The organism is Pseudoalteromonas denitrificans DSM 6059, assembly GCF_900112265.1.
GTDB classification, from domain to species: domain Bacteria; phylum Pseudomonadota; class Gammaproteobacteria; order Enterobacterales; family Alteromonadaceae; genus Pseudoalteromonas; species Pseudoalteromonas denitrificans.
This window is the reverse complement of sequence record NZ_FOLO01000060.1, coordinates 1-23,327: the sequence shown is the minus strand read 5'-3', so window position 1 is coordinate 23,327 and position 23,327 is coordinate 1. Positions and strand designations below refer to the sequence as shown.

Here is a 23,327-nt window from a genome sequence, read left to right as displayed (position 1 = left end):
ATCTTGGATATCATTTATTGCAGCTTTAGTAATGTTTCATTATGCCAGACCCGAATTGGAGTATGGTATCGTAAAATATTTTGATCTATCTGTAAGAACAAACTGGTTAGGACAAGCTAAAAATATATTATTATTATTGCTCTATTGTTGTAGTGGGCTGTCTGCTCTGGGTATTATTTTAGGAAAAATTAGAAGCAGGCGTAAATATGATAGCCAAAGGTATAATTTGATTAGCTTACTCTTAGTCTGTATTAGCTTTATTTTAGTGTTACTTTTTTAAAAATTGGATTTATAAACATCCTCCTAAAAATTAATTTAGGAGGAGTGCGGTTTATTTTTTCAATATTGTATAAATAGCATCGGCTAACGTTTTGATATCTTGTTTTGGGGTAATATAGGGAGGCATTAAATAAATTAACTTACCAAATGGTCTGATCCATACACCCAGTTCAATACATTGTTTTTGAAATTGTGCGACATCAACTGTATCTGTCACTTCAACGACTCCAATTGCACCTAATACTCTGACATCTACAACTTGTTCTAGGTGTGAACATGGTGATAAATATTCGTTTAAAGCATTGTTCAAATCATTAATTGTGCTTTTCCACTCAGAAGCTAATAAAAGATCTATACTGCTACAGGCAACAGCGCAAGCTAACGGGTTGCCCATAAATGTAGGGCCATGCATCATGACTCCAGCTTCACCGTCACTAATACCTTTTGCTATTTTATCTGTTGTTAATGTGGCTGATAGTGTCATATAACCGCCCGTGATCGCTTTACCTATGCATAAAATATCGGGTGTAATATTGGCATGTTCTACGGCAAACATTTTTCCTGTTCGGCCAAAACCTGTCGCAATTTCATCACATATAAGTAATACATCATATTCATCACATAATTGCCTTAAAACTTTAAGGTAGTTAGGATGATAAAAATTCATGCCACCGGCATTTTGTACAATAGGTTCAATAATAAAAGCGGCAACGTCTTGATGATGTGCCTCAAAAGTTTGTTTTAATTGAATAAGTTCATCTTCGTCAAATGTGTCGTTAAATTGACTTGTTGGTGCAGGCACAAAAATATGCTCAGGTAAAAAACCTTGATACAAACTATGCATTGAATTTATAGGGTCACATACACTCATAGCTGCAAAGGTATCACCATGATAGCCTTTTTCTACCGTCATTAGTTTTGTTTTATGTTTATAGCCTAAACTTTGCCAATATTGTAATGACATTTTTAATGCGACTTCTACCGATACAGAGCCACTATCGGCTAAAAAGACTTTATTTAATTTTTTGGGTGTTATATCAACCAACTTTTTACATAAATTAACGGCGGGTTCGTGGGTTAGGCCACCAAACATCACATGACTCATTTTAGCGAGCTGTTCTGTCACGGCAGTATTTAAAATTTCATTATTATAACCATGAATTGCGCTCCACCATGAGGCCATACCATCAATTAAGGTTTCGCCTGTTTCAAATGTGATTGTATTTTTGTTTGCACTGACAACAGGGTAGACAGGTAAGGGTTGTGTCATAGAAGTATATGGATGCCAAATGTGCTTTTTATCGAATTCTAGATCGATAGTTTTATTGGCTGGTTGTTTGTTGTTCATTTGTAAACTTAATTCCAATTTGTTTTGTTGACAATCAGTGTATGCTCCGTAGACTAACCCATCAGTATGTAGTGAACAAATATAAAAAGCGTTTTAATTAGGAATAAACTATGCAAGTACGTCACGACTGGACGCATCAACAAGTAAAAGAATTGTTTGAAATGCCATTTAACGATTTATTATTTCAAGCAGCTACGGTTCACCGTGCTAATTTCAAACAAAATGAAGTACAAATATCAACTTTGTTATCTATTAAAACCGGCTCATGTCCTGAAGATTGTGCATATTGTCCGCAATCAGCGCGTCATAAAACAGGCTTAGAAAAAGAAAAACTACTAGAAGTCGAAAAAGTAATAGAACAAGCAAAAGTTGCAAGAGAAAAAGGCGCCACTCGTTTTTGTATGGGCGCTGCTTGGTCAGATCCAAAAGACAGAGATATGCCTTATATCGAAAAAATGGTTTCTGAAGTAAAGCAGTTAGGGTTAGAAACGTGCATGACTTTGGGCATGTTAACAAATGAAAAAGCACATACATTACGCGAAGCTGGATTAGATTATTACAATCATAACTTAGATACTTCACCTGAGTTTTATGATCAAATTATTACTACCAGAACTTATCAAGATAGGCTCAATACAATAGATCATGTTCGTGATGCAGGTATGAAAGTTTGCTCAGGTGGCATAGTGGGCATGGGAGAAAAAGCTCAAGATAGGTATGGTCTTTTAATGCAGCTGGCAAATCTTGAAAAGCAACCTGAAAGTGTACCTATTAACATGTTGGTTAAAGTAAAGGGTACACCACTTGAAAATGTAGATGACTTAGATGATTTTGAGTTTATCAGAACGATTGCAGCAGCGCGTATTATGATGCCAAAAAGTTATGTACGTTTGTCTGCTGGGCGTGCAGAAATGAACCCACAAATGCAGTCAATGTGTTTCTTTGCTGGCGCAAACTCAATATTTTATGGTGCTAAGCTATTGACCACAGAAAACCCTGCTGCCGATACAGATATGGAATTATTGAAAAAATTAGGTATTAAACCTGAACAAAGGCATGGTTGTTCTGATGAAGCTTATGAAGCCTCAATTAATAAAGCAATTGATGATAAAGCAACAGAACATTTGTTCTACCAAGCTTAAGCAGACAACTATTCGTTAGTGAGGTAAGTCATCTTACTAACGACTTTTAAGGTTTTTCATGGCTTTTGAATATATATCGGATGAAATATCCCAACGAAAATCACAATCGTTATTCCGAGTACGTTATGTAATTGAACAAAGTGACAGCCGCTTTATTCGTGTTAATGGAAAGTCTTATTTAAATTTTGCCAGTAATGATTATTTATCATTAAATGCGCCACTTAAATATGCGCTGAATTCTAAAATAGGTAGCACGAGTTCAGCTTTAGTAACTGGCTATCATCAGTCACATCAAGATTTAGAACGCTACCTTACTAATTTAATGGGATATCAGGCCTGCTTACTTTTTAGCAGTGGTTTTAGCGCTAATGCCAGTGTACTTAAAACCTTAATGAGCGATGCTGATAGCGAAATATTTCAAGATAAATTAAATCATGCCAGTTTAATTGATGGTGGCTTAGCAAGTAATGCCGCTATGGTGCGTTTTAAACATAATGATTTAACGCACTTATCACTACGACTTAATAAATCTTCGGCAAAGAATAAGCTTATTGTTAGCGAAGGTGTCTTTTCTATGGATGGCGATAGTGCGCCAATAGAATCGCTTATGGCATTGGCAAAAAAACATGATGCTTGGTTGATGATAGATGATGCGCATGGTTTTGGTATTAGGGGCAAGCAAGGGCTTGGCAGTTGTGAAATTGATAAACCTGAGCTGTTGGTTCTTACATTTGGTAAAGCAATTGCAAGCTCGGGTGCATGCATATTGTGCTCTGAGCAAGTAAAAGAGTATTTGTTGCAATTTAACCGAGAATATATTTTTTCAACAGCAATGGCACCATTAATGGCAAAAGTCACCCATGACGCCATCAAAAATTTGATGGCGTCAGATGAAAAGCGATTGCAATTGACTCATAATATCAATTATTTTAGAAAACAGTTTGAACAACTTTGTTCATCATCCACTTTAATGTGTTCAACAAGCGCCATTCAGCCGATATTAATTGGTGATGCACAAAAAGCATTGGATATTTCTGAAAAAATTAAAAAAGAGAACATTTGGCTGACTGCTATTCGTCCACCCACAGTACCAAAAAATACTGCCAGATTACGTATTACAATTACTGCGGCACATCAAAAAAATGATATTGATAAGTTAGTCAATATATTGTCAAAAGTACTATAAGGTAAGCATTTTTCTTTATGAGCTTAGTTTCAAAAAAATGTGATAAAAATTTGATAGATATAAATCATAAAAATATCACAGCACGTAAATTCTCTCAATCCGCTAAGCAATATGCTGAACATGCTCAAGTTCAGCATATAAGCAGTGAATATTTATTATCATTAATACCACAAAAACAACACGGTATATGCTTAGATTTAGGAGCTGGTCCTGGGGTTAATATTAATGTTTTAAAAAGCAAGTTTGATCAAGTTATCGCATTAGACTTAAGTTTAGACATGCTCAAGCAAATAAAAACGCATAATGTGTCAAGTGTATGTGCTGATATGGATGCACTGCCTTTTAAAAGTGGTAGTTTAGAGTGTGTGTTTAGTAATTTTGCAACCCAGTGGTCACAAAATTTGCCGCGATTATTACATCATATATATCAGTTATTAAAAGCCGAAGGGGTGTTTTATTTAAGCATAGTATGCGATGGTACATTAAAAGAGATTGAACAAGCTTGGCGAGGCATTGATAATAATAGTCATATTAATCAATTTATTAATAAAAATGACTTAATGACTTTAGTGGAACAGTCAGGGTTTAATCTTGTGCATAATAGTCATACATGTTTACAGCAAAAGTTCGACTCGCCATTAAAAGCCTTAAAATCAATTAAAGTAATTGGGGCATCTCATCATGGTCAAAAAAATAAAGGGTTATTGGGAAAAAGCACACTTAAGAATGTGTTAGCTGCTTATCCAAAAGTAAAGAATGAGTATTGTGTCAGTTATCAGGTTGCATACTTAACTTTAAAAAAATAAAAACATATTAAGAGCATATTATGAATGAAATATTTATAACAGGTACAGATACCGAGGTTGGTAAAACTTTTATTAGTAGCTTATTAATTAAATATATTAAACAACATAAAAAAAAGGTATTAGGTTTTAAACCGATAGCGGCGGGAGCTGAATATGCCTTTGGTGAGTTAGTTAATGATGATGCGCTCACTTTACTTGAAAGCGGTAACGTGTCTGTACCTTATAATATTATCAATCCATATATATTTGAACAGGCAATCGCACCTCATATTGCAGCTCAAGAATCAAAAAAATGCATTACCTTAGGTGGTTTGAATGCTTCATATAAGAGTATAAAAACGCGATTAGATCCTGAGGGCTATTTAATCACTGAAGGTGCAGGAGGGTGGGCTTTACCTATTAATGAAGAAGATTATTTATATGACTGGGTTAAAGCGCAAAATTTAAATGTCATTTTAGTTGTGGGTTTAAAGTTAGGTTGTTTAAATCATGCATTGCTAACACACGCTCATATGAAATCGATAGGCGTGAATTGCATTGGCTGGATAGCAAATCATATTGACCCGAGTATGCATGCTCAACAACAAAATATTGATTCATTAATAGCGCGTTTGCCTATGCCTTTACTCGCAGTTGCGCCTTTTTATAATGATTCAGAATCAGAAAAACCAAAACTTCAAGTTTATAAAGTTTTATCTGACGTTTTAAATTTAAAGTAAAAGTGAGAAATAAATGAGTGGTACAATAAGAGCGAATATCAAAATTGGTGCACAAGTTAATATTGTTTTAAAGCAAGATCAAAGAAACGGAAAATTAACGCAAGGCATAGTGCAAACACTTTTAACGAAATCTCCAAATCATCCCCATGGTATTAAAGTAAGGTTAGAAAGTGGTGAGGTAGGGCGTGTGAAAGAAATTTTAGATTGAATTTTAGCTTGTTTATTGGACAAATTGAGATTTTGAACCATAGTTAAGGTTCATTTTATTATAAGGATATTCTAATGACAGATCTTGAATTCAATGATATCAATAATATTGCTAAAAAATTAATTGACAATAAATCACCTTCAACACACTTTGAACAATACAATAATATGTTTAAAGATATGTTTGCCAAAGCACAACATGATACTGATTATGCAATGAGTGAAATAGCCAGATTAAATAAACTTAGAACGTAAATTTACGGATAGATGAAAATAAAAAGCTTATTAATAATTAATAAGCTTTTTTTGTGTTTGATAAATTTAAAACTTATGCATTTAAAGCATCAATTGGTGCAACATATTCCATGTTGAAACCTTCAGCTACTTCTTTAAATGTTACCTTACCTTTATAAACGTTTAATCCTTCACGGAAGTTAGCATCATCTAATAATGCTTTTTTGTAACCTTTATTTGCTAGGTTAATAATATAAGGTAAAGTTGCATTATTTAGTGCAAATGTAGATGTAAGTGGTACCGCACCTGGCATGTTAGCTACACAGTAATGAACAACGTCATCAACGATATAAGTTGGATCTGCGTGAGTTGTTGCTTTAGACGTTGCGATACAACCACCTTGGTCAATAGCAACATCTACAATTGCAGAGCCTGGTTTCATACGTTTAATATGATCAGCTGTTACTAATTTTGGTGCTGCTGCTCCTGGGATTAAAACACCACCAATCACTAAGTCAGCTGCTAAAACATGTTTTTCTAGTGCGTCGGCTGTAGAGTAAATCGCTTTCACTTTATTGCCAAATTGCGCATCTAAACGACGTAATACATCAATGTTACGATCTAAGATAACAACTTCAGCACCCATGCCTATTGCCATTTGAGCTGCGTTGTTACCAACCATACCACCACCAATAACAACAACTTTTGCAGGCTCAACACCTGGTACGCCACCTAATAACATGCCACGGCCTGCATTTGATTTTTCAAGTGCCTGTGCGCCTGCTTGAATTGACATACGACCAGCAACCTCTGACATAGGTGCAAGAAGCGGTAAACCACCGCGACCATCAATTACTGTTTCGTAAGCGATACATATGGCTTTACTTTTTACTAAATCTTCTGTTTGAGGAAGATCTGGTGCAAGGTGAAGATAAGTGAATAAGATTTGATCTTCACGTAACATGGCACGCTCTACAGCTTGAGGTTCTTTTACTTTAACTATCATCTCAGCTTTAGCAAAAACTTCAGCTGCAGTATTTAAAATTTCTGCGCCTGAAGCGATATAATCAGCATCAGTAAAACCAATACCAGTACCTGCATTAGTTTCTACAAATACTTGATGACCGTGATTGATTAGCTCACGAACACTCGCTGGAACCATACCTACACGATACTCATGGTTTTTAATTTCTTTAGGAACACCGATAATCATAATAATTGCCTTTTTGAACGAGGTTATGTTTTATTCTATTGTATGTATAAAAATGTAGTTTTACTCACTTAACTTAGTGTAGTATTTAGTGATATAAACTTTAAAATTTAAAAATAGAGTGTTTTATATGGTTTCATCTAAAGCAAGTTATACATTAGATAGAATCGATCATAAGATTCTAGTCGAATTACAAAAAGATGGTCGAGTTTCAAATGTTGAATTATCAAGACGCATAGGTTTAAGCGCGACCCCGTGTCTTGAACGGGTAAAAAAATTAGAGCGAGATGGTTTTATCATGGGTTATAGGGCTGTGATAGATCCTGCAAAAGTGGGTGCAGCTTTATTGGTATATGTTGAAATTACTTTAACAAAAACGTCTCCAGATGTTTTTGAAGACTTTAGTAAAGCAGTAAAATTACATGACGAAATATTAGAATGTCATTTAGTATCTGGTAATTTTGATTTTTTACTTAAAACGCGTGTCGCAGATATGTCGGCATATAGATTAGTATTAGGTGATGTTTTGCTACGTTTACCATCGGTGAGTGAAAGTCGTACATATGTTGTGATGGAAGAGGTCAAAAGTGATGAAATGTTACCACTGAAAGTAAATTCCTGATAAAGTTCAGTTGTGTTGTATATATAAATAATAAAAATCAAAGGATATCTTTAATATGCGCCTAAACGGTGTGCAACGTTTATTAGAAACAGGCTTAATAGTAAGCACCTTTGCTGCAATTTTTATATTGTGTGCTCTGGTAAGTTTTGACCCCGCAGATCCTTCTTGGTCACAAACCGGTGAATTTCTAAGAGTTAAAAATATAACCGGTTCAACAGGTGCTTGGGTAGCCGATATATTATTGTTTAGCTTTGGTTGGCTCGCTTTTTTTATCCCTGTTGCTATTCAAGCATTTGGTTATCTCTTTTTTAAAAAACCACATAAAATTTTGCAACTTGATTATTTAACTTTAGGTTTACGTGTTGTAGGTTTAGTTTTTTTTGTTACAACTTCAGCAGCTATTAGCAGTATCAATTTTGATGATATATTTTATTTTTCATCCGGTGGGGTAGTAGGGGATGTTATTGCAAATGCCATGATGCCGGCATTTAATTTTACAGGCACATCAATTTTTTTATTATGCTTCTTTTTTGCAGGGCTTACTTTATTAACAGGTGTATCTTGGGTGCAGTTTGTAGATGTATTAGGTGAGTATGCAATTAAGTTTGGTCTATATTTGCAACAGTTACCACAAAAGTGGGTCGATAATAGAAGCAAAAAGAATCAAGAAACTAAAACAATAACACCTGAAAATTTAGAACCTCCAGTTAATACAGATCCTGATATTTTATTGGAACAACATAATACATTTTCTGAACCTGAACCTGAACCTGGTTTAGATTCAGATTTTGAAAATGAAGTGGATGAAATAAACAATTGTGAGAAACAGGAACTGTCTGAAAATAGACCTGAGTTTAATGATGTTTCGCTTGAACCTATTGATCCTGAGTTTGATGAAATCAATAACATATTAGAACAAGATATCAGGTTTAGTGCGATAGAAGATGAGCCTATAGATACTGTCAGTGCACTGAATTCACTGGATCAAAATATGCCTCTGGAAATGCCTGTTGAAAATGAGCTGTCAAGTGAACTTGAAACGGTTAAACCCGAAGTACCTTCTCAGCCCGTAGTTTCACACATGGTCCCACAAACGGCAAAAGAGAAGTTTGAAGCACTATTAGCTGAAAAATCAATAGACAGATCTAATATGCCCCCTTTACCTACTTTAGATTTATTAGACAGGCCTGATAAAGCTAAAAACCCGATTTCCAAAGATGAATTAGAAGCCGTTTCACGTTTAGTTGAAGTAAAGCTGCTCGATTTTGGTATTCAGGCTTCGGTTGTTGGCGTTTACCCAGGTCCTGTTGTTACACGATTTGAACTCGACTTAGCGCCAGGTATTAAAGTAGCAAAAATAACAGGCTTGGCAAAAGATTTGGCACGAGCTTTATCGGCAGTCAGTGTACGTGTTGTTGAAGTGATCCCTGGTAAAACATATATCGGATTAGAATTACCAAATAAACATCGCGAAATAGTGCGTTTATCTGAAGTGATAGGTGCAGACAAATTTAATCAAAACTCATCACCACTTGCTATGGTATTAGGTAAAGATATTGCGGGCGAGCCAGTAGTTGTAGATTTGGGTAAAATGCCTCATTTATTAGTAGCGGGTACAACCGGTTCTGGTAAGTCCGTGGGTGTGAACGTTATGATCATCAGTTTATTATATAAATCTGGTCCAGATGATGTTCGTTTGATCATGATAGATCCAAAAATGCTTGAATTATCTGTTTATGAAGGCATACCACATTTATTATGTGAAGTTGTAACCGACATGAAAGAAGCATCAAATGCGCTTCGTTGGTGTGTAGGCGAGATGGAAAGACGATATAAACTTATGTCGGCATTAGGAGTGCGTAATCTAAAAGGTTACAACCAAAAAGTATTAGCGGCAATTGATGCGGGTATGCCAATTAAAGATCCATTATTTAAAGATACAAATGGTATGGCCGAAGAAGCTTCAGACCTTGAAAAGTTACCTAATATAGTCGTAGTGATTGATGAATTTGCCGATATGATGATGATAGTCGGCAAAAAAGTTGAAGAGCTTATTGCTCGTATTGCTCAAAAAGCCCGTGCTGCTGGAATTCATTTAGTACTGGCGACACAAAGACCATCAGTGGATGTGATCACTGGTTTGATCAAAGCAAATATTCCAACGCGAATGGCGTTTCAGGTTTCATCTAAAATAGACTCTCGTACCATTTTAGATCAACAAGGTGCCGAGAACTTATTAGGTATGGGGGACATGTTATATTTACCGCCAGGAACCAGCGTACCTGTACGTGTTCATGGTGCATTTATTGACGATCATGAAGTACATGCTGTTGTTGATGATTGGAAAAAACGTGGTCAACCAAATTATATAGATGAAATTCTTAATGGTGATGCTGTCGAAGATATTTTATTACCCGGTGAGGCACCTGAAGGGGAAGATACAGAACAGGATCCACTTTATGATGAAGCTGTAAGTTTTGTGATTGAAGGTGGCAGGGTATCAATCTCAAGTGTGCAGCGTAAACTCAGGGTTGGGTATAATCGTGCTGCGCGTTTGGTTGAGCAAATGGAAGCATCCGGTATTGTAAGTGCTCCAGGTCATAACGGTGCACGTGAACTATTAGTACCAAACGCAAATGCTAATTAGTTTTAAATATCGAACAGTTTTTTACAACACTTAACGCTTTGTTAAAGTAAGGTTCAGTTTTACTAAGGTATAAAAAGATAAACAATGAATTTAGGTATTACACGAATGATTAAAAAAAGTATTTTAGGATTAATGTTTAGCATGAGTTTTTCAACTTTAGCGGGTGATTTAGAACAATTACGTAGTCAGCTAAATTTATTAACAAGTTTTACAGCAAGTTTTGAACAAGTCGTTAAAGATGAACAAGGTGAAATATTACAAAAAGGTAAGGGTAATATCGCACTACAACAGCCGAATAAAATCAACTGGCAGCAAACTGAACCGGACGAAACATTATTAGTCTCTAATGGTGTAAAAACATATTATTTTGATAGTTTTGCTGAACAAGTTTCAATTTTTAATTCAAATAAACTCATTCAAAGTACGCCCTTTATTTTATTAACCAGTAACGATGAAAAGTTATGGCAAAAATATACTGTGACTCTTGCAAATAATGCATACACAGTAACGCCAAAATCATTAGATAATGCACAAGTCAGTGCTTTAGTGATTTATTTTAAAAATGATAAAGGGTTAGAGAAATTAGAAATCAAAGATGTATCTGGCCAAACATCTTATTTCGATTTTTCAAATAGCAAAGTGAACCAGAAAATTGATGATGATACTTTTAAATTTGTCATTCCAGCGGGTGTTGAAATTGACGACCAAACGAGTAATTGATAAAAAGTGACAAATTTTAATTTTGACTTTGCCCCAGATGTACGACCATTAGCTGCGAGAATGCGACCTGAAACGCTAGATGAATATTATGGACAAGGTCATTTACTGGCATCTGATAAACCGCTTTATCGCGCCATAGTCGAGGGCCGATGCCATTCTTTAATTTTATGGGGCCCACCAGGTGTCGGTAAAACAACATTAGCTGAAATCATTGCCCACCATGCTAATGCACATTTAATTCGTATTTCAGCTGTATCTGCTGGTATTAAAGAAATCAGACAAGCAGTACAAGATGCAAAAGATCATTTAGCATCAAATGGCCAGCGTACATTATTATTTGTTGATGAAGTTCACAGGTTTAATAAATCGCAGCAAGATGCCTTTTTACCTCATATAGAAGATGGTACTTTTATATTTGTGGGGGCAACAACTGAAAATCCTTCCTTTGCTTTAAACAATGCGATTTTGTCTCGGGCTAGAGTTTATGTACTTAAAGCGTTAACAGAGCAAGATTTAGAGCAAGTATTAACTCAAGCACTATCCAGTGATAAAGGCTTTGGGAGTCAATCATTAAATATACCCGAAAATGCAAAAAAAGCCTTATGTACTGCGGCTGATGGTGATGCTCGAAAATTACTTAATTTATTGGAACAAGCTGCAGATCTTGCAACTGAAAAGAATGGCGTTTTATTAATCGATAAAACAGTTTTAGAGCAAGTTTTACCAAGCCATTTAGCTAAATATGATAATGGGGGAGACGAATATTATGATTTAATTTCTGCCTTTCATAAATCTGTGCGTGGTTCATCCCCTGATGCAGCATTGTATTGGTACTGTAGAATTCTAGCAGGTGGTGGTGATGCACTTTATGTTGCGCGCAGATTACTGGCAATTGCAACTGAAGACATTGGCAATGCCGACCCTCGCGCGATGCAAGTTGCTCTTAATGCATGGGATATCTATCAAAGGGTGGGGCCTGGTGAAGGAGAGCGAGCGATAGCACAAGCAACTTTATATTTGGCAAGTGCTGCAAAAAGCAATGCTGTTTACACTGCTTTTAATCAGGCAAAACGTCAAGCAAATGAATTACCCAGTTACCCTGTGCCTGAGCATTTAAGGAATGCACCAACTAGCTTAATGAAAGATTTAGGCTATGGCAGTGAATATCGATATGCGCACGATGAAGTTGGGGCATTCGCTGCAGGTGAAAATTATTTTCCTGAAGCTCTAAAAGAAACACAATACTATCAGCCTAGCGAGCGTGGTTTAGAGAAAAAAATTAAAGAAAAATTGGACTATTTAGCTGCACTTGACCAACAAAGCACACTCAAAAGGTATGAGTAGGTTTATATGAATGCATTAAAGTTATATATGTTTGTGGCACTTGGTGGTGCCAGCGGTGCATGTTTACGATATTTTATTAGTGAAACCATGGTAAAACTACTGGGTAGGGGATTCCCTTTTGGTACTTTGGCAGTTAATATTCTTGGTTCATTATTAATGGGGGTTTTATTTGCCCTCTTAGAAAAAGAATTTTTAGTTGGGAGTCCAGCAAAAACCATTCTTGGCATTGGTTTTTTAGGTGCACTCACAACATTTTCTACCTTTTCTTTAGATACACTATTGCTGATGCAGCAAGGTGATTGGTTAAAGGTAGCATTAAATATCACATTAAATTTAGTCTGTTGTATCTTTGTTACTTGGTTAGGTATGCAATTGGTAATACAACTTGTACAAAAATAGCACGGGTAGTGCTCAAAAGGTTAAAAGAATAATATGTTAGATTCAAAATATTTACGTCAAGATATCAACCAAACAGCTGAGCGTTTAGCGCAAAGAGGTTTCACCCTTGATGTTGAAACAATTAATGCATTAGAAGAAAGCCGTAAAGCGCTACAAGTTAAAACACAAGAGTTACAAAATGAGCGAAATACCCGTTCCAAGTCTATTGGTCAAGCAAAAGCCCGTGGCGAAGATATTCAGCCATTACTTGAGTCGGTAGGCCAATTAGGCGCTGAACTTGATGCTGCAAAAGCAGAGCAAGATGCGGTTTTAGCTAAATTAAAAGATATCGCTTTAACGCTACCTAACTTACAAGATGAGTCTGTACCACTGGGTAAAGATGAAGATGAAAATGTTGAAATTTTAAAATGGGGTGAGCCAAAACAGTATGACTTTGAAGTGAAAGATCATGTTGATTTAGGTGAAGGTCTGGATAAAGGTTTAGACTTTGAAGCTGGCGTGAAATTAAGTGGTGCGCGTTTTACTGTAATGCGCGGTCAAATGGCTCGCTTACATCGTGCGCTTGCTCAGTTCATGCTTGATACGCATACATTAAAAAATGGTTATACAGAAATGTATGTACCATATTTAGTAAATAAAGATAGCTTATATGGCACAGGTCAACTTCCTAAGTTTTCAGAAGATTTATTCCATACACAAGCACTTGTTGAAGACCAACATACATTTAGCTTAATTCCGACAGCTGAAGTCCCTTTAACAAATTTAGCACGAGATGAAATTTTTGAAGAAGCTGAGCTTCCAGTAAAATTAACTGCGCATACGCCTTGTTTTAGAAGTGAAGCAGGCAGCTATGGCCGTGATACACGCGGTCTTATTCGCCAGCATCAGTTTGATAAAGTTGAATTAGTGCAATTAGTAAAACCTGAAGACTCTTTAGAAGCTTTAGAGGAACTAACAGGCCATGCTGAGCAAATATTACAAGCTTTAGAATTACCTTACCGTAAAGTTATTTTATGTACAGGTGACATGGGTTTTGGTTCAAGTAAAACATATGACTTAGAAGTGTGGTTACCTGCACAAGATACTTACCGTGAAATTTCATCTTGTTCTACGATGAATGATTTTCAAGCGCGTCGTATGCAAGCACGTTTTAAACGTAAAGGCAGCAAAAAGCCAGAATTATTACATACATTAAATGGGTCTGGTTTAGCCGTAGGACGTACACTCGTTGCTGTATTAGAGAATTACCAACAGGCAGATGGCTCCGTTGTTGTACCAGAAGTACTTAAACCTTACATGGCAGGTATTGAAGTACTTGGCAATAAATAAGATTTAAGGTAACACATATTTTTAAAAGGTCTATTTACTTTAATAGACCTTTTTTTGTATCTGTTTGAAAATATATCGCTTTATTTTGTTAGTTTATCGATTACACATTAAATTTATATAAAATAAATCTATAATTATGGTGTCTACCATATTAAGTCAGATAGGTTTTGTAAAGAATGACAAAGAAAAAAGGAAGCGCAAAAATAATTAACATTGCACTACGTTGGTTTTACCGATTGCTCGTGGCAGCCATGATACTGATTGCTGCATATATAGGGTTTGAAGCTTTTATTACGGTATACAGCAATACACATCAAGTAGAACAAAGTTAAGTTTTAACTTTAAATGCACCTTGCGGGTTTTGGCAAACCTGCAATTTTTGTCGCTTGCTTTGCTGGGCCTTTAGGAAATAAAGTATATAAATAAATACTATTACCTTTATCAGCTCCTAATTTTTTTGCCATCGCTTTTACTAACATTCGAATTGCGGGGCTGGTATTAAACTCAATATAAAAATCACGTACAAAATGCACAACTTCCCAGTGCGCTTCACTTAACTCAATATTTTCTTCATTTGCTATAATAAGTGCGAGCTCTTTACTCCAATCTTTCGGGTTAAGTAAATAGCCTTGTTTATCAGTTTCAATTTCTGTTTGATTAAATTCAATCATCTTACCAACTTAATATATTTTTATGAAACAACGTTAATTCAACCCATTGTGAGTAGCTTATAGTTGCAAGCTTATCATTTATAATGCCTCTGGCTTCACAATCAATGTCTAATGCGCTCACATTTGTTATATCTATATAAGGGGCTAATAACGAATAACAAGCGTCCCTAGTAAATAATACACAATCGTGGGTGTTTAATGACTCTATAAGAGATTGATATTCTGCCTTGTTAATAGGCTTAGATAAAATGTGTAATGTGCTATTACTGTCATTAAGATTTGTCATTACATATTCACCAAATGATCTTGTTCAAGCATAATGCTTTTCATGCGTTCTTTTTCTAAAATGATACAATCAAGATATAAGCCAGTGTCAGCTAACCCTCGTTCAACAAGAGAGTGTTTACAGGCATAAATGTTTTCTACATCATAAAGTTCAAGCATTTTTAAGGTTTTAAAATAATCTTTTAAATTAGCGATGTCGGGTATTTGCTTCGGATGCAAACAAAAAACAGCATCCCCTTTAAATAAGATACTCACATTTTGATCTACCGCTGCAAAAATGAGTGCTGTATCCAATGCTTCTCTACATTTTACACCATCAAAAGGGCTGTGGTTTTGTATCACTAATATATTTTTCATTTTGTTTTAATCACTTAAATTGTAACCATTTATCAGCTTTAGCAACCGACATCGCAAACTCCGCTAAGCCTGCAACTGTAAAGGGGCCTGTACTTTTAATATTTAAACCGCGTTTCTCAGCAGCTGTAATGCACAGTAAAAGAGGGGTATTAAATTCATCAACAAAGTCTTGCCATTGCTCACTTAGCTGAACTTCATCTTTTGCAATGACAAAATGCTCACTGGCATGCCAAATTGCTTCCTGATATAAAAAAATAGCATCTATTTTGTGTCCAGAAGTAAGAGTTGATTTTGCAAAGTTTAATAAAGATAAACAGGCATCACTATCGCTAGGCGATGCATGTAATGATAAAACAAAATTAGCCACTATGATCTCAATTTGAATTTATTACAAAAAAGCCCCGCATATTGCGGGGCTAATATTATACGTGAAATATATCACTTAAAGCATATTATTAATCGTCAGACATGCCTAATAAATGCAAAATAGAAGTGAAAAGGTTATATACATTTAAGTATAAACTTACAGTTGCACGTATGTAGTTAGTTTCACCGCCATTAATAATACGGCTTGTATCAAACAAAATAAAACCAGACATAATAAGTACAACAGCAGCATTAATTGCCATGAATGTAATTGAACTACCAATAAAAATATTGACTAAACTTGCTACGATCACAACCAATAAACCAACAGTTAAAAAGCCACCCATAAATGAGAAATCTTTTTTAGTTGTTAAAGCGTAAGCAGATAAACCAAAAAATACTAAAGCAGTTGAACCAAGTGCTTGCATAATAAGCATTGGGCCACCAGGCATACCAGCATAATGGTTAAGCATAGGACCCAGGCCTAAACCCATACAGCCAGTAAAGGCAAATATCCAAAAAATGCCAGAAGAAGTGTCAGCCTTTTTATTTACTACAAATATTAAGCCTAAAGATATTAAAGTGAATACAAGACCCATAAAGTATGGAAGTTGTAACGCCATAGAAATGCCAGCAGTAACAGCACTTGCTAATAATGTCATGCCTAACAGCATGTAAGTATTTCTCAATACTTTGTTTGTTTCTAGTACCGAACCAACAGGTTTGTCGGTGGTATAAGTATGGTTAAAAGCCATAATAAATCTCCTTAGTTGAAACCCGTTCCTGTTCTTTACGTGTTTTGCAGTTTCAATATTATATAAATTAAGTGTAAAGATTAACAAGCTTGAACATTTAGGGCAATAATTTGTTGCTTACCTTTTGATTCAAAATGTTTTGAAGGGTTCAATTATTTTTAAATGTATCAATTTAAAACTAAATTGTTTTATATTTATCCGAATGTGCTGATTTTTAATCACTTAAACAAAAAAGTAAAAAAAAGACTTCACAAACATCAATTAGTTTAATAATATTCGCGCCGCTGCGGAGAGATGGCAGAGTGGTCGAATGCACCGGTCTTGAAAACCGGCATGGGTTTATAGCCCATCTAGGGTTCAAATCCCTATCTCTCCGCCACTTTTTTATTTTAAATAAAAAAGTGGATTTAGAACTTTAACTAAAACAGAAATAAAACAAAGAACAATGCGGAGAGATGGCAGAGTGGTCGAATGCACCGGTCTTGAAAACCGGCATGGGTTTATAGCCCATCTAGGGTTCAAATCCCTATCTCTCCGCCACTTAATTCTTAAAAAAAGCTTAGTTTTTACTAAGCTTTTTTTATGCCTGAAATTCAATGGTTAACAACGAGTTTATAGCCTAGTTCAAATGCACAGGTTCAACTCCTTATCTCTGCGCCACTTAACCTAAAGACCAACCTACTGAATGACGAAGCTTGTAGGTGAGGTTTTGCCTACATGGATGTAGGTACTAGAGCAATGCAAGGAGCTATTGCCGGTAGCCTTACTCTTTTAAAATACTAAACAAGTTAACCTAAAGGCCAACCTACTGAATGACGGATCTTGTAGGTGAGGCACAAGAGCATGCCATATTTTTATAAAGGTATATTAATATTCATGTCTACATGAACACTTTGCCAGTAGCATTATAAGGTTAAGAACATAATAAAATTCATTAGCCTAAAGGCCAATCTACAAGAATAATAATATTTTTTAGGTGAGATTTTTATTTACATGGATATGGGCACAAAAGCATGCCCATATTTTTATAAAGGTATTTTAATATTCATGCATACATGAACATTTTGCCAGTAGCTTTATAAGGTTAAGAACATAATCAAAATTTATTAGCTTGAAGGCCAATCTACAAAATCTGAATCTACAATTAATTTTAATAAAAGTTTATTACGAATAAACGGTATATTTCAAAAAACAACTGGTTATTTTTAAATCAAACCTATCATTAAGTTCTATACTAAAAGTTAACTAACTTAGTAGTTGTAGTAGTGGAAGTTAACATGAATAAATTAACATTTACCAAGTCATTTATCGCTATGGCGGTTCTGGGTACAATATCAAGTTCAAGCTTTGCGGAACGTTTTGTTATTCAAGTAGATAATGTTAATAAAGGAATTATTACAGCGCTTTCTCAACAATTAGGTGGAGAAGTTGTGCTCGATGCTGATGGATTTATAGCTGTAGAGTTTGATGGTCAATCTCTTGATGGTTTAAAAGGCATATTAAAAAATCCGCATATTAAATTAATAGAAATAGATCAAAAACGAAAACTCTTGTCATTATTTAATGATGATGCAGGAAACCCAGCTGTAACGCAGCTCACACCTTATGCAGTTTATCAATCACAAGCAAATCAGGTCACTTTTAACCATAGTGCTGGAATAAAGGTATGTATTATCGATTCGGGGTTAGATCAAAGTAATACCGACTTTAACAGAACCAATTCAAATATAACCGGAACAAACGATTCTGGTACAGGAAATTGGTTTGAGCATGGTGGTCCACACGGAACACACGTTGCCGGTACCATAGGTGCGGCTGATAATACATTTGGTGTGATTGGTATGGCACCAGGTGTTGCGATGCATATTATTAAGGTATTTGAAGAAACTGGCTGGGCATATTCATCGACACTTGCTAATGCTGCAGATATTTGTGCATCTAAAGGTGCTCACATTATTAGTATGAGTTTAGGGGGGGGGAGTCCAAGTAATGCCGAAGAAAACGCCTTTAATAACTTTGTGTCTGGTGGGGGATTAGTTGTAGCCGCAGCGGGTAATGATGCTAACGCAGCAAGGTCATATCCAGCCGGTTACTCATCGGTTGTTATGGTCGGTGCAAATGATGCTGATAATAATATTGCCGATTTTTCTCAATACCCAAGTTGCTTAATTACAGTCGGTCGAGGTCGAAATAGACAAACAGTACATGATGAAACGGTTTGTGTTGAGTTAACTGCGGGTGGGGTTGATACCTTATCTACTTACCCTGCTCAATTAGGTAACACCACAAATTTAATTGCAGGAGGTAGTTCTTATGATTCGGCAGCTATGGAAAATATGGGCTCTGCATCTGGAAGTACGTATTTTATGGGCACGGCTGAAGCAACAGACTCAGGCGCAAGTGGTAAAATTTGCATGATAGACAGAGGGGCTGTTTCGTTTCACGATAAAGTGCTTAATTGTGAAAATTCAGGAGGGCTAGGCGCCGTAATTATAAATAATGAACCTGGCATGTTATATGGTACTTTAGGCACAGCAAATGCGACAAGTATTCCTACTGTTGGAGCTGCACTTGCAGATAGAACGCTTTTGTTAGCTGCTACTTCCGTTTCAATAGATGTTTTAGTAAGTGATTATGGTTATATGAGCGGAACTTCTATGGCAACGCCTGCAGTATCTGGTGTTGCAGCACTTGTATGGTCAAACTTTCCTTCTTGTACAGGTGAAGATGTGAGAGCCGCTTTAAAAGAAACGGCATTAGATGGTGGCGAGCCAGGTAATGATGATAAATTTGGTTATGGTATTGTTCAAGCAAAAGATGCACATGCATACTTAATGGCTAATGGTTGTGCTGATGTAGTTGACCCCGATGTTGAATTTACTTTATCGGCAAATGGAGTTACTAAAGGCAAGCAAAGAGTTAATTTATCTTGGCTAGGTACATCCAGCAATGTTGATATTTATCGAGATGGTAGTTTAATCGCTTCTCAAGTTGAGGGTTTAAGTTATTCTGATAAATCAATATCTAAAGGTAGTGCTACTTATGTTTATCAAGTATGTGAAACAGGCACTGATACTTGTACTAATGAAAGCACAGTAATTTTTCAATAGCGAGTTTATAAAATGAATAAAGGGAGCTTAATGCTCCCTTTATATTGAGCGTTAAAACAAAGTCGCATGAAACGGGCATATGCTTATCATCTAAATTCTCCCAAAATCACCGGTATTGACCATTAATCACAAAACCAATAATAAAAAATAAAACGTCATCTATTATTCATTTCAACAGCTGATAAACATCATAACAATCAGCAAATTAATTCAACCTCTGAACGAAATAGAATATAGAAAAGGACAACAAAATGAATACTTCAAGCACAGGCGAAATTTTAACAACATCTGTTTTAGGCGGCTTAGTTATGGGTGTCTTATCTTTCAATGGAATGGGTTCAGCAGTTGCTATAGGCTCAATGATTGCCGTATCGGTGATCAGCGCAACATATGCATTAGCAAGAAATTAATAACAAATTTTTAGTAAATATAATTAATGACCCAACCAGTCAGCTAAATAAAAAACACAGACAACCAGCTGTGTTTTTTGTTATCTGGGTATAAAATAGTCAAAAATTAGAATTTAAAGTTTTTTGACTGCTGAAGCTGATTTAAAAGAGGGTTTACCTCATCAATTTTTTCAAACTTTAAAGCTTCTTGTTTATCTGATTCTTCAGGCTCTACCCCTTTCATTAAGTCAGCAATTTGCTGCTCAAGCTGTAGTTTAAGGTCTTTTATGCGATCATAAAATACTTGTTTGTCTGGTTGTGTGAGTTTATCTGCCTTATCAATAGCATCTTTGGCCAAAGTTAACATATCCATTCTGACATTAGCTTCTTTTACCTTTAAAAAATCAACGCCTAAACGAGAAAATAAAATAGCTTCTCTCATTTCGTGGGGCTCAATTTCAACTTCAATAGGTGCCGTCATGATTTCATTTATGGTTTTATCAAAAAAGGCTAACAGACGCTCACGGGGAGTTAAATTGGTATCAATACTTTCTTTTACTCCGCTTGTTATTTCATTGTATAAATCTTTCGTTTTTTGAGGAATATCATCAATTGAACGAGCATTATTGAGTGATTTATCAGTGATCTCTTCCCTATATGGAGTAAATAATACGCCATCAGGTGATAAAGGGGCTCTATCGTTATTGAGTTTATATGCGTTATCAATTTTGGAGTCAAAGTTTGTGGATTGTGGTATAAAAATAGACATGTTAATCCTTAACGTAATAAAAAACTGTATATTTCTAAAGCAAAAAGCAAGCCAAAAACCTTAAACCGAAACAAATATTTGTAGATGAGGCTTTGCCTACAGAAATGTAGGTACTAGGGCAATGCAGGAGCATACTACCGACTGCATTATAATATTTTACACAAAATCAAAAAAAATTAGCCTAAAGGTCAACCTACAAAATAACGAAATTTGTGGGGATCCTTAAGGCTTTAGCCTTACAAAGTAAATAAAGGCAATGCAGAAGCATACTACCGACTGCATTATAATGTTTTAAACAAAACCCTAAACATTTAGCCTAAAGGCCAACCTACAAAATGACGAACTTTGTAGGTGAGGCTTTAGCCTTACAAAGTAAATAAAGGCAATGTAGGAGCATACCATTGGCTGCATTAAATGGTTTTACACAAAATCAAAAAAAATTAGCCTAAAGGCCAACCTACAAAATAACGAAATTTGTGGGGATCCTTAAGGCTTTAGCCATACAAAGTAAATAAAGGCAATGCAGAAGCATACTACCGACTGCATTATAATGTTTTACACAAAATCAAAAAAATTAGCCTAAAGGCCAATCTACAATAATTTAGCCTAAACCCCAACCTGCAAAAATTAAAATCTAGATTTACCAAATCTTTACTTTCTGATTATATGATGATTATTTTGCTCATCTCTAAGTACGTCGTTATTCAAATAATGAATAAATTTAGGTTCATTATATTTGTTTGGTAAACCATCATTAATAATTGTATTGCCATGTACTAAATTGTTATTGCTGGTTAATCTAACATAAGAGCGTATGCCTTCTTGAGCTGAGTCAATGATTGTATTATTCAAATATTGATGTGCCAAACCAGCTTGACCCACAATGGTGCCATTTTCAGGGCGATTATCAGCAAAAATACCATAACTTCCAGCATTAATAATGGTATTACTGTTAATTGTAATATTTTTACCTATGGCAATAACGCCATTACCTGAACCTGTATCAATCACATTATTTTGTAAAACAACATTATCGCCACCTATTTGAACACCATTATTTTGATAAATTGCAAAAGGAGCTTGGCCATAAAGCGATACTCGATTATCACTAATCAATATATCTTCGGTTAACGAATTCGCCTGAATACCTTCGGCGGCCGTATTATGTACTAAGTTATTATGTACTCTTAGCCCTTGTAAATCATGAGGGTATACTTTTTGTTGTGTGCCATCACAAGTGAGCGTTCTATATTTTCCCGTATAACCTAAATACATTCCTTCACCATTTTGTGTATTGTGGATCCAGTTATGGTGAATATTCAAATTAGCTAAAGTAAAGTGACCTGCCTGAGTATTTAGCTCACAGGTAGGGTCGGTTTTTGCCATAATACCGGCAAAATTTGCCCTGTATATTTCAATATTGTTCACTTCAATATCAGAAGAACGCTTTTCAATGCCGAGTGTACCGCCAAGGCGTATACCATAATAGTTACTTTCATCACCTGTACCAGATAAATTCATATGAGTTGAGTTTTGAATAGAAATTGCGTAGTGATAGGGGGTTGTTTCTACTACGCCACCGCAGTTTTTAACAGTAATGGGTGAATCTTTAGCGCCATGAATATTGCTCAGTTTTATTGGCCCTCTTTTACCTGGCGCTAAACACAGTGTTTGCCCAACAGAGATACCTTGCGTTGCGCCATCAAATGCATAATGAGAAGAGGGTAAAGTATAGTCACAACCACAATCTTCACTTTCAGATGCGGTTGTTGTAGTTGCTATAAGCAAACTTGATATTGCTAAAAAATGCACAGGAGAAAGCTTAATTTTCATAACATAAGTCCTTTATTGTTTATTTTGATAATTCAAAATTTTATCGATAATCCATTAACTTAAGTATTATGCATTTTATGTCAGTTGTAGCAAAGCAAAGAGGTAAATAAAATTAGCTAAAGAGTAATCTACAAGCATTCAAACATCATACACAGTAGGTGAGTTTTGCCTACATAGATGTAGGTACTAGAGCAATGCAATACAAGCATTACTAAGGATCGATACTGATGCTTTTATCCTTGATAAAAGCAATTATTATATTACATTTAACAGAGCGTAGCGAAAATCTCGGGGGCTTGCCCCCGTGCTGGATAGTGTAGACTGAGCTTGCCTCAGTCTGTAGTATCCACTACATGGAACTTCAAAGAAATTCTCATCATGTTTTTAGATTAATGTATCACTTTGTGTGGATACCTAAGTATCGACACAAAGTTTTTTCTGATCCTTATCGTGAAGCGATGAAAGTTATAATTCAAAAAATTGGTTACGATTACGACATAGATATAGTCGAATTAGAAATACCAGAAGATCATATTCATATGGTCGTAAGAAGTGAACCAAAAATGTCACCTAGTCAAATCATGCAGGTGATAAAAAGTA

The 23,327-nt window shown here is 35.5% G+C and carries 25 protein-coding genes and 2 tRNA genes; 18 read left to right on the top strand and 9 right to left on the bottom strand.

Translation table 11 applies throughout. The annotated features are described in order from the left end of the window. Positions 1 to 331 precede the first annotated feature (331 nt). Positions 332 to 1,627, bottom strand: a complete 1,296-nt coding sequence (gene bioA / locus BM088_RS22845) for an adenosylmethionine--8-amino-7-oxononanoate transaminase (RefSeq protein WP_091990353.1) — start codon at positions 1,625 to 1,627, stop codon at positions 332 to 334. 110 nt (positions 1,628 to 1,737) lie between these two features. On the opposite strand from bioA, the gene bioB reads away from it, so the two are divergent. The 6 genes from bioB (at position 1,738) to BM088_RS22815 (ending at position 5,942) form a co-directional block, all read left to right on the top strand. Then, complete coding sequence (gene bioB / locus BM088_RS22840) at positions 1,738 to 2,769, top strand: biotin synthase BioB (RefSeq protein WP_091990329.1); 1,032 nt, start codon at positions 1,738 to 1,740, stop codon at positions 2,767 to 2,769. 58 nt (positions 2,770 to 2,827) lie between these two features. Further along, positions 2,828 to 3,955 carry an 8-amino-7-oxononanoate synthase gene (locus BM088_RS22835; protein ID WP_091990326.1) on the top strand — a complete coding sequence of 376 codons (1,128 nt, stop codon included), beginning with the start codon at positions 2,828 to 2,830 and terminating at the stop codon, positions 3,953 to 3,955. Positions 3,956 to 3,972: 17 nt separating this feature from the next. After that, on the top strand, positions 3,973 to 4,761 hold the full coding sequence (locus tag BM088_RS22830; protein ID WP_091990324.1) for a methyltransferase domain-containing protein: 789 nt from the start codon (positions 3,973 to 3,975) through the stop codon (positions 4,759 to 4,761). Between the two features lie 20 nt (positions 4,762 to 4,781). Continuing rightward, a complete protein-coding gene (bioD, locus tag BM088_RS22825; RefSeq protein WP_091990321.1) occupies positions 4,782 to 5,480 on the top strand; it encodes a dethiobiotin synthase in 699 nt (232 codons plus the stop codon). 13 nt (positions 5,481 to 5,493) lie between these two features. Beyond that, positions 5,494 to 5,688 carry a YwbE family protein gene (locus BM088_RS22820; protein ID WP_091990318.1) on the top strand — a complete coding sequence of 65 codons (195 nt, stop codon included), beginning with the start codon at positions 5,494 to 5,496 and terminating at the stop codon, positions 5,686 to 5,688. Between the two features lie 74 nt (positions 5,689 to 5,762). Beyond that, a complete protein-coding gene (locus tag BM088_RS22815; RefSeq protein WP_091990316.1) occupies positions 5,763 to 5,942 on the top strand; it encodes a hypothetical protein in 180 nt (59 codons plus the stop codon). 73 nt (positions 5,943 to 6,015) lie between these two features. Here the strand turns inward: BM088_RS22815 and ald are convergent, their stop codons facing one another. After that, entirely contained in the window at positions 6,016 to 7,134 is a 1,119-nt protein-coding gene (gene ald / locus BM088_RS22810) for an alanine dehydrogenase (protein WP_091990313.1), read from the bottom strand. A gap of 127 nt (positions 7,135 to 7,261) precedes the next feature. On the opposite strand from ald, the gene lrp reads away from it, so the two are divergent. The 7 genes from lrp (at position 7,262) to BM088_RS27390 (ending at position 14,524) form a co-directional block, all read left to right on the top strand. After that, entirely contained in the window at positions 7,262 to 7,753 is a 492-nt protein-coding gene (lrp, locus tag BM088_RS22805) for a leucine-responsive transcriptional regulator Lrp (RefSeq protein ID WP_091990311.1), read from the top strand. Between the two features lie 55 nt (positions 7,754 to 7,808). After that, positions 7,809 to 10,400 (top strand): DNA translocase FtsK, encoded by a 2,592-nt coding sequence (locus BM088_RS22800; RefSeq protein WP_091990308.1) that lies wholly within the window; start codon positions 7,809 to 7,811, stop codon positions 10,398 to 10,400. 105 nt (positions 10,401 to 10,505) lie between these two features. After that, positions 10,506 to 11,120 (top strand): outer membrane lipoprotein periplasmic chaperone LolA, encoded by a 615-nt coding sequence (lolA, locus tag BM088_RS22795; RefSeq protein WP_091990350.1) that lies wholly within the window; start codon positions 10,506 to 10,508, stop codon positions 11,118 to 11,120. Positions 11,121 to 11,180: 60 nt separating this feature from the next. After that, positions 11,181 to 12,464 (top strand): replication-associated recombination protein A, encoded by a 1,284-nt coding sequence (locus BM088_RS22790; RefSeq protein WP_425439331.1) that lies wholly within the window; start codon positions 11,181 to 11,183, stop codon positions 12,462 to 12,464. Between the two features lie 6 nt (positions 12,465 to 12,470). Continuing rightward, positions 12,471 to 12,863 (top strand): fluoride efflux transporter CrcB, encoded by a 393-nt coding sequence (gene crcB, locus BM088_RS22785; protein ID WP_091990303.1) that lies wholly within the window; start codon positions 12,471 to 12,473, stop codon positions 12,861 to 12,863. 33 nt (positions 12,864 to 12,896) lie between these two features. Beyond that, complete coding sequence (gene serS, locus BM088_RS22780) at positions 12,897 to 14,192, top strand: serine--tRNA ligase (RefSeq protein WP_091990301.1); 1,296 nt, start codon at positions 12,897 to 12,899, stop codon at positions 14,190 to 14,192. A gap of 176 nt (positions 14,193 to 14,368) precedes the next feature. Beyond that, complete coding sequence (locus tag BM088_RS27390) at positions 14,369 to 14,524, top strand: hypothetical protein (protein WP_177208149.1); 156 nt, start codon at positions 14,369 to 14,371, stop codon at positions 14,522 to 14,524. A 9-nt stretch (positions 14,525 to 14,533) separates the two neighbouring features. Here BM088_RS27390 and BM088_RS22775 read toward each other — a convergent pair whose 3' ends face one another. The 5 genes from BM088_RS22775 to BM088_RS22755 form a co-directional block, all read right to left on the bottom strand. After that, a complete protein-coding gene (locus BM088_RS22775) occupies positions 14,534 to 14,863 on the bottom strand; it encodes a TusE/DsrC/DsvC family sulfur relay protein (RefSeq protein ID WP_091990298.1) in 330 nt (109 codons plus the stop codon). A 1-nt stretch (position 14,864) separates the two neighbouring features. Then, positions 14,865 to 15,149 carry a DsrH/TusB family sulfur relay protein gene (locus BM088_RS22770; protein ID WP_091990296.1) on the bottom strand — a complete coding sequence of 95 codons (285 nt, stop codon included), beginning with the start codon at positions 15,147 to 15,149 and terminating at the stop codon, positions 14,865 to 14,867. Continuing rightward, positions 15,149 to 15,505: a sulfurtransferase complex subunit TusC gene (tusC, locus tag BM088_RS22765; RefSeq protein ID WP_091990294.1), complete on the bottom strand. Its 357-nt coding sequence runs from the start codon at positions 15,503 to 15,505 to the stop codon at positions 15,149 to 15,151. Before tusC ends, BM088_RS22770 begins: the two co-directional genes overlap by 1 nt. Positions 15,506 to 15,515: 10 nt before the next feature. Continuing rightward, positions 15,516 to 15,872, bottom strand: coding sequence for a sulfurtransferase complex subunit TusD (gene tusD / locus BM088_RS22760; RefSeq protein WP_091990292.1), 357 nt, complete (start codon positions 15,870 to 15,872; stop codon positions 15,516 to 15,518). Between the two features lie 88 nt (positions 15,873 to 15,960). Further along, entirely contained in the window at positions 15,961 to 16,626 is a 666-nt protein-coding gene (locus BM088_RS22755; RefSeq protein WP_091990289.1) for a Bax inhibitor-1/YccA family protein, read from the bottom strand. 288 nt (positions 16,627 to 16,914) lie between these two features. On the opposite strand from BM088_RS22755, the gene BM088_RS22750 reads away from it, so the two are divergent. From BM088_RS22750 to BM088_RS27385, 4 genes are all read left to right on the top strand, one after another. Then, positions 16,915 to 17,005 (top strand) — tRNA-Ser (locus BM088_RS22750). A 70-nt stretch (positions 17,006 to 17,075) separates the two neighbouring features. After that, positions 17,076 to 17,166: transfer RNA gene (locus BM088_RS22745), tRNA-Ser, on the top strand. A gap of 737 nt (positions 17,167 to 17,903) precedes the next feature. Further along, positions 17,904 to 19,736, top strand: coding sequence for a S8 family serine peptidase (locus BM088_RS22740; protein ID WP_091990286.1), 1,833 nt, complete (start codon positions 17,904 to 17,906; stop codon positions 19,734 to 19,736). Positions 19,737 to 19,987: 251 nt separating this feature from the next. Next, complete coding sequence (locus BM088_RS27385; RefSeq protein WP_177208148.1) at positions 19,988 to 20,146, top strand: hypothetical protein; 159 nt, start codon at positions 19,988 to 19,990, stop codon at positions 20,144 to 20,146. 106 nt (positions 20,147 to 20,252) lie between these two features. On the opposite strand, the gene BM088_RS22735 is transcribed toward BM088_RS27385, so the two are convergent. Next, positions 20,253 to 20,894 (bottom strand): hypothetical protein, encoded by a 642-nt coding sequence (locus BM088_RS22735; RefSeq protein WP_091990283.1) that lies wholly within the window; start codon positions 20,892 to 20,894, stop codon positions 20,253 to 20,255. 651 nt (positions 20,895 to 21,545) lie between these two features. After that, complete coding sequence (locus BM088_RS22730) at positions 21,546 to 22,727, bottom strand: right-handed parallel beta-helix repeat-containing protein (RefSeq protein ID WP_091990280.1); 1,182 nt, start codon at positions 22,725 to 22,727, stop codon at positions 21,546 to 21,548. A gap of 353 nt (positions 22,728 to 23,080) precedes the next feature. Here BM088_RS22730 and tnpA point away from each other — a divergent pair. Further along, on the top strand, positions 23,081 to 23,327 hold a 247-nt coding region (gene tnpA / locus BM088_RS22725), incomplete at its 3' end, for an IS200/IS605 family transposase (protein WP_143085143.1).

Coding starts and splice junctions, on each gene's coding strand:
- bioA (WP_091990353.1), bottom strand. CDS start 1,627: ATGAACAACAAACAACCAGCCAATAAAACTATCGATCTAGAATTCGAT.
- bioB (WP_091990329.1), top strand. CDS start 1,738: ATGCAAGTACGTCACGACTGGACGCATCAACAAGTAAAAGAATTGTTT.
- BM088_RS22835 (WP_091990326.1), top strand. CDS start 2,828: ATGGCTTTTGAATATATATCGGATGAAATATCCCAACGAAAATCACAA.
- BM088_RS22830 (WP_091990324.1), top strand. CDS start 3,973: ATGAGCTTAGTTTCAAAAAAATGTGATAAAAATTTGATAGATATAAAT.
- bioD (WP_091990321.1), top strand. CDS start 4,782: ATGAATGAAATATTTATAACAGGTACAGATACCGAGGTTGGTAAAACT.
- BM088_RS22820 (WP_091990318.1), top strand. CDS start 5,494: ATGAGTGGTACAATAAGAGCGAATATCAAAATTGGTGCACAAGTTAAT.
- BM088_RS22815 (WP_091990316.1), top strand. CDS start 5,763: ATGACAGATCTTGAATTCAATGATATCAATAATATTGCTAAAAAATTA.
- ald (WP_091990313.1), bottom strand. CDS start 7,134: ATGATTATCGGTGTTCCTAAAGAAATTAAAAACCATGAGTATCGTGTA.
- lrp (WP_091990311.1), top strand. CDS start 7,262: ATGGTTTCATCTAAAGCAAGTTATACATTAGATAGAATCGATCATAAG.
- BM088_RS22800 (WP_091990308.1), top strand. CDS start 7,809: ATGCGCCTAAACGGTGTGCAACGTTTATTAGAAACAGGCTTAATAGTA.
- lolA (WP_091990350.1), top strand. CDS start 10,506: ATGATTAAAAAAAGTATTTTAGGATTAATGTTTAGCATGAGTTTTTCA.
- BM088_RS22790 (WP_425439331.1), top strand. CDS start 11,181: ATGCGACCTGAAACGCTAGATGAATATTATGGACAAGGTCATTTACTG.
- crcB (WP_091990303.1), top strand. CDS start 12,471: ATGAATGCATTAAAGTTATATATGTTTGTGGCACTTGGTGGTGCCAGC.
- serS (WP_091990301.1), top strand. CDS start 12,897: ATGTTAGATTCAAAATATTTACGTCAAGATATCAACCAAACAGCTGAG.
- BM088_RS27390 (WP_177208149.1), top strand. CDS start 14,369: ATGACAAAGAAAAAAGGAAGCGCAAAAATAATTAACATTGCACTACGT.
- BM088_RS22775 (WP_091990298.1), bottom strand. CDS start 14,863: ATGATTGAATTTAATCAAACAGAAATTGAAACTGATAAACAAGGCTAT.
- BM088_RS22770 (WP_091990296.1), bottom strand. CDS start 15,149: ATGACAAATCTTAATGACAGTAATAGCACATTACACATTTTATCTAAG.
- tusC (WP_091990294.1), bottom strand. CDS start 15,505: ATGAAAAATATATTAGTGATACAAAACCACAGCCCTTTTGATGGTGTA.
- BM088_RS22755 (WP_091990289.1), bottom strand. CDS start 16,626: ATGGCTTTTAACCATACTTATACCACCGACAAACCTGTTGGTTCGGTA.
- BM088_RS22740 (WP_091990286.1), top strand. CDS start 17,904: ATGAATAAATTAACATTTACCAAGTCATTTATCGCTATGGCGGTTCTG.
- BM088_RS27385 (WP_177208148.1), top strand. CDS start 19,988: ATGAATACTTCAAGCACAGGCGAAATTTTAACAACATCTGTTTTAGGC.
- BM088_RS22735 (WP_091990283.1), bottom strand. CDS start 20,894: ATGTCTATTTTTATACCACAATCCACAAACTTTGACTCCAAAATTGAT.
- BM088_RS22730 (WP_091990280.1), bottom strand. CDS start 22,727: ATGAAAATTAAGCTTTCTCCTGTGCATTTTTTAGCAATATCAAGTTTG.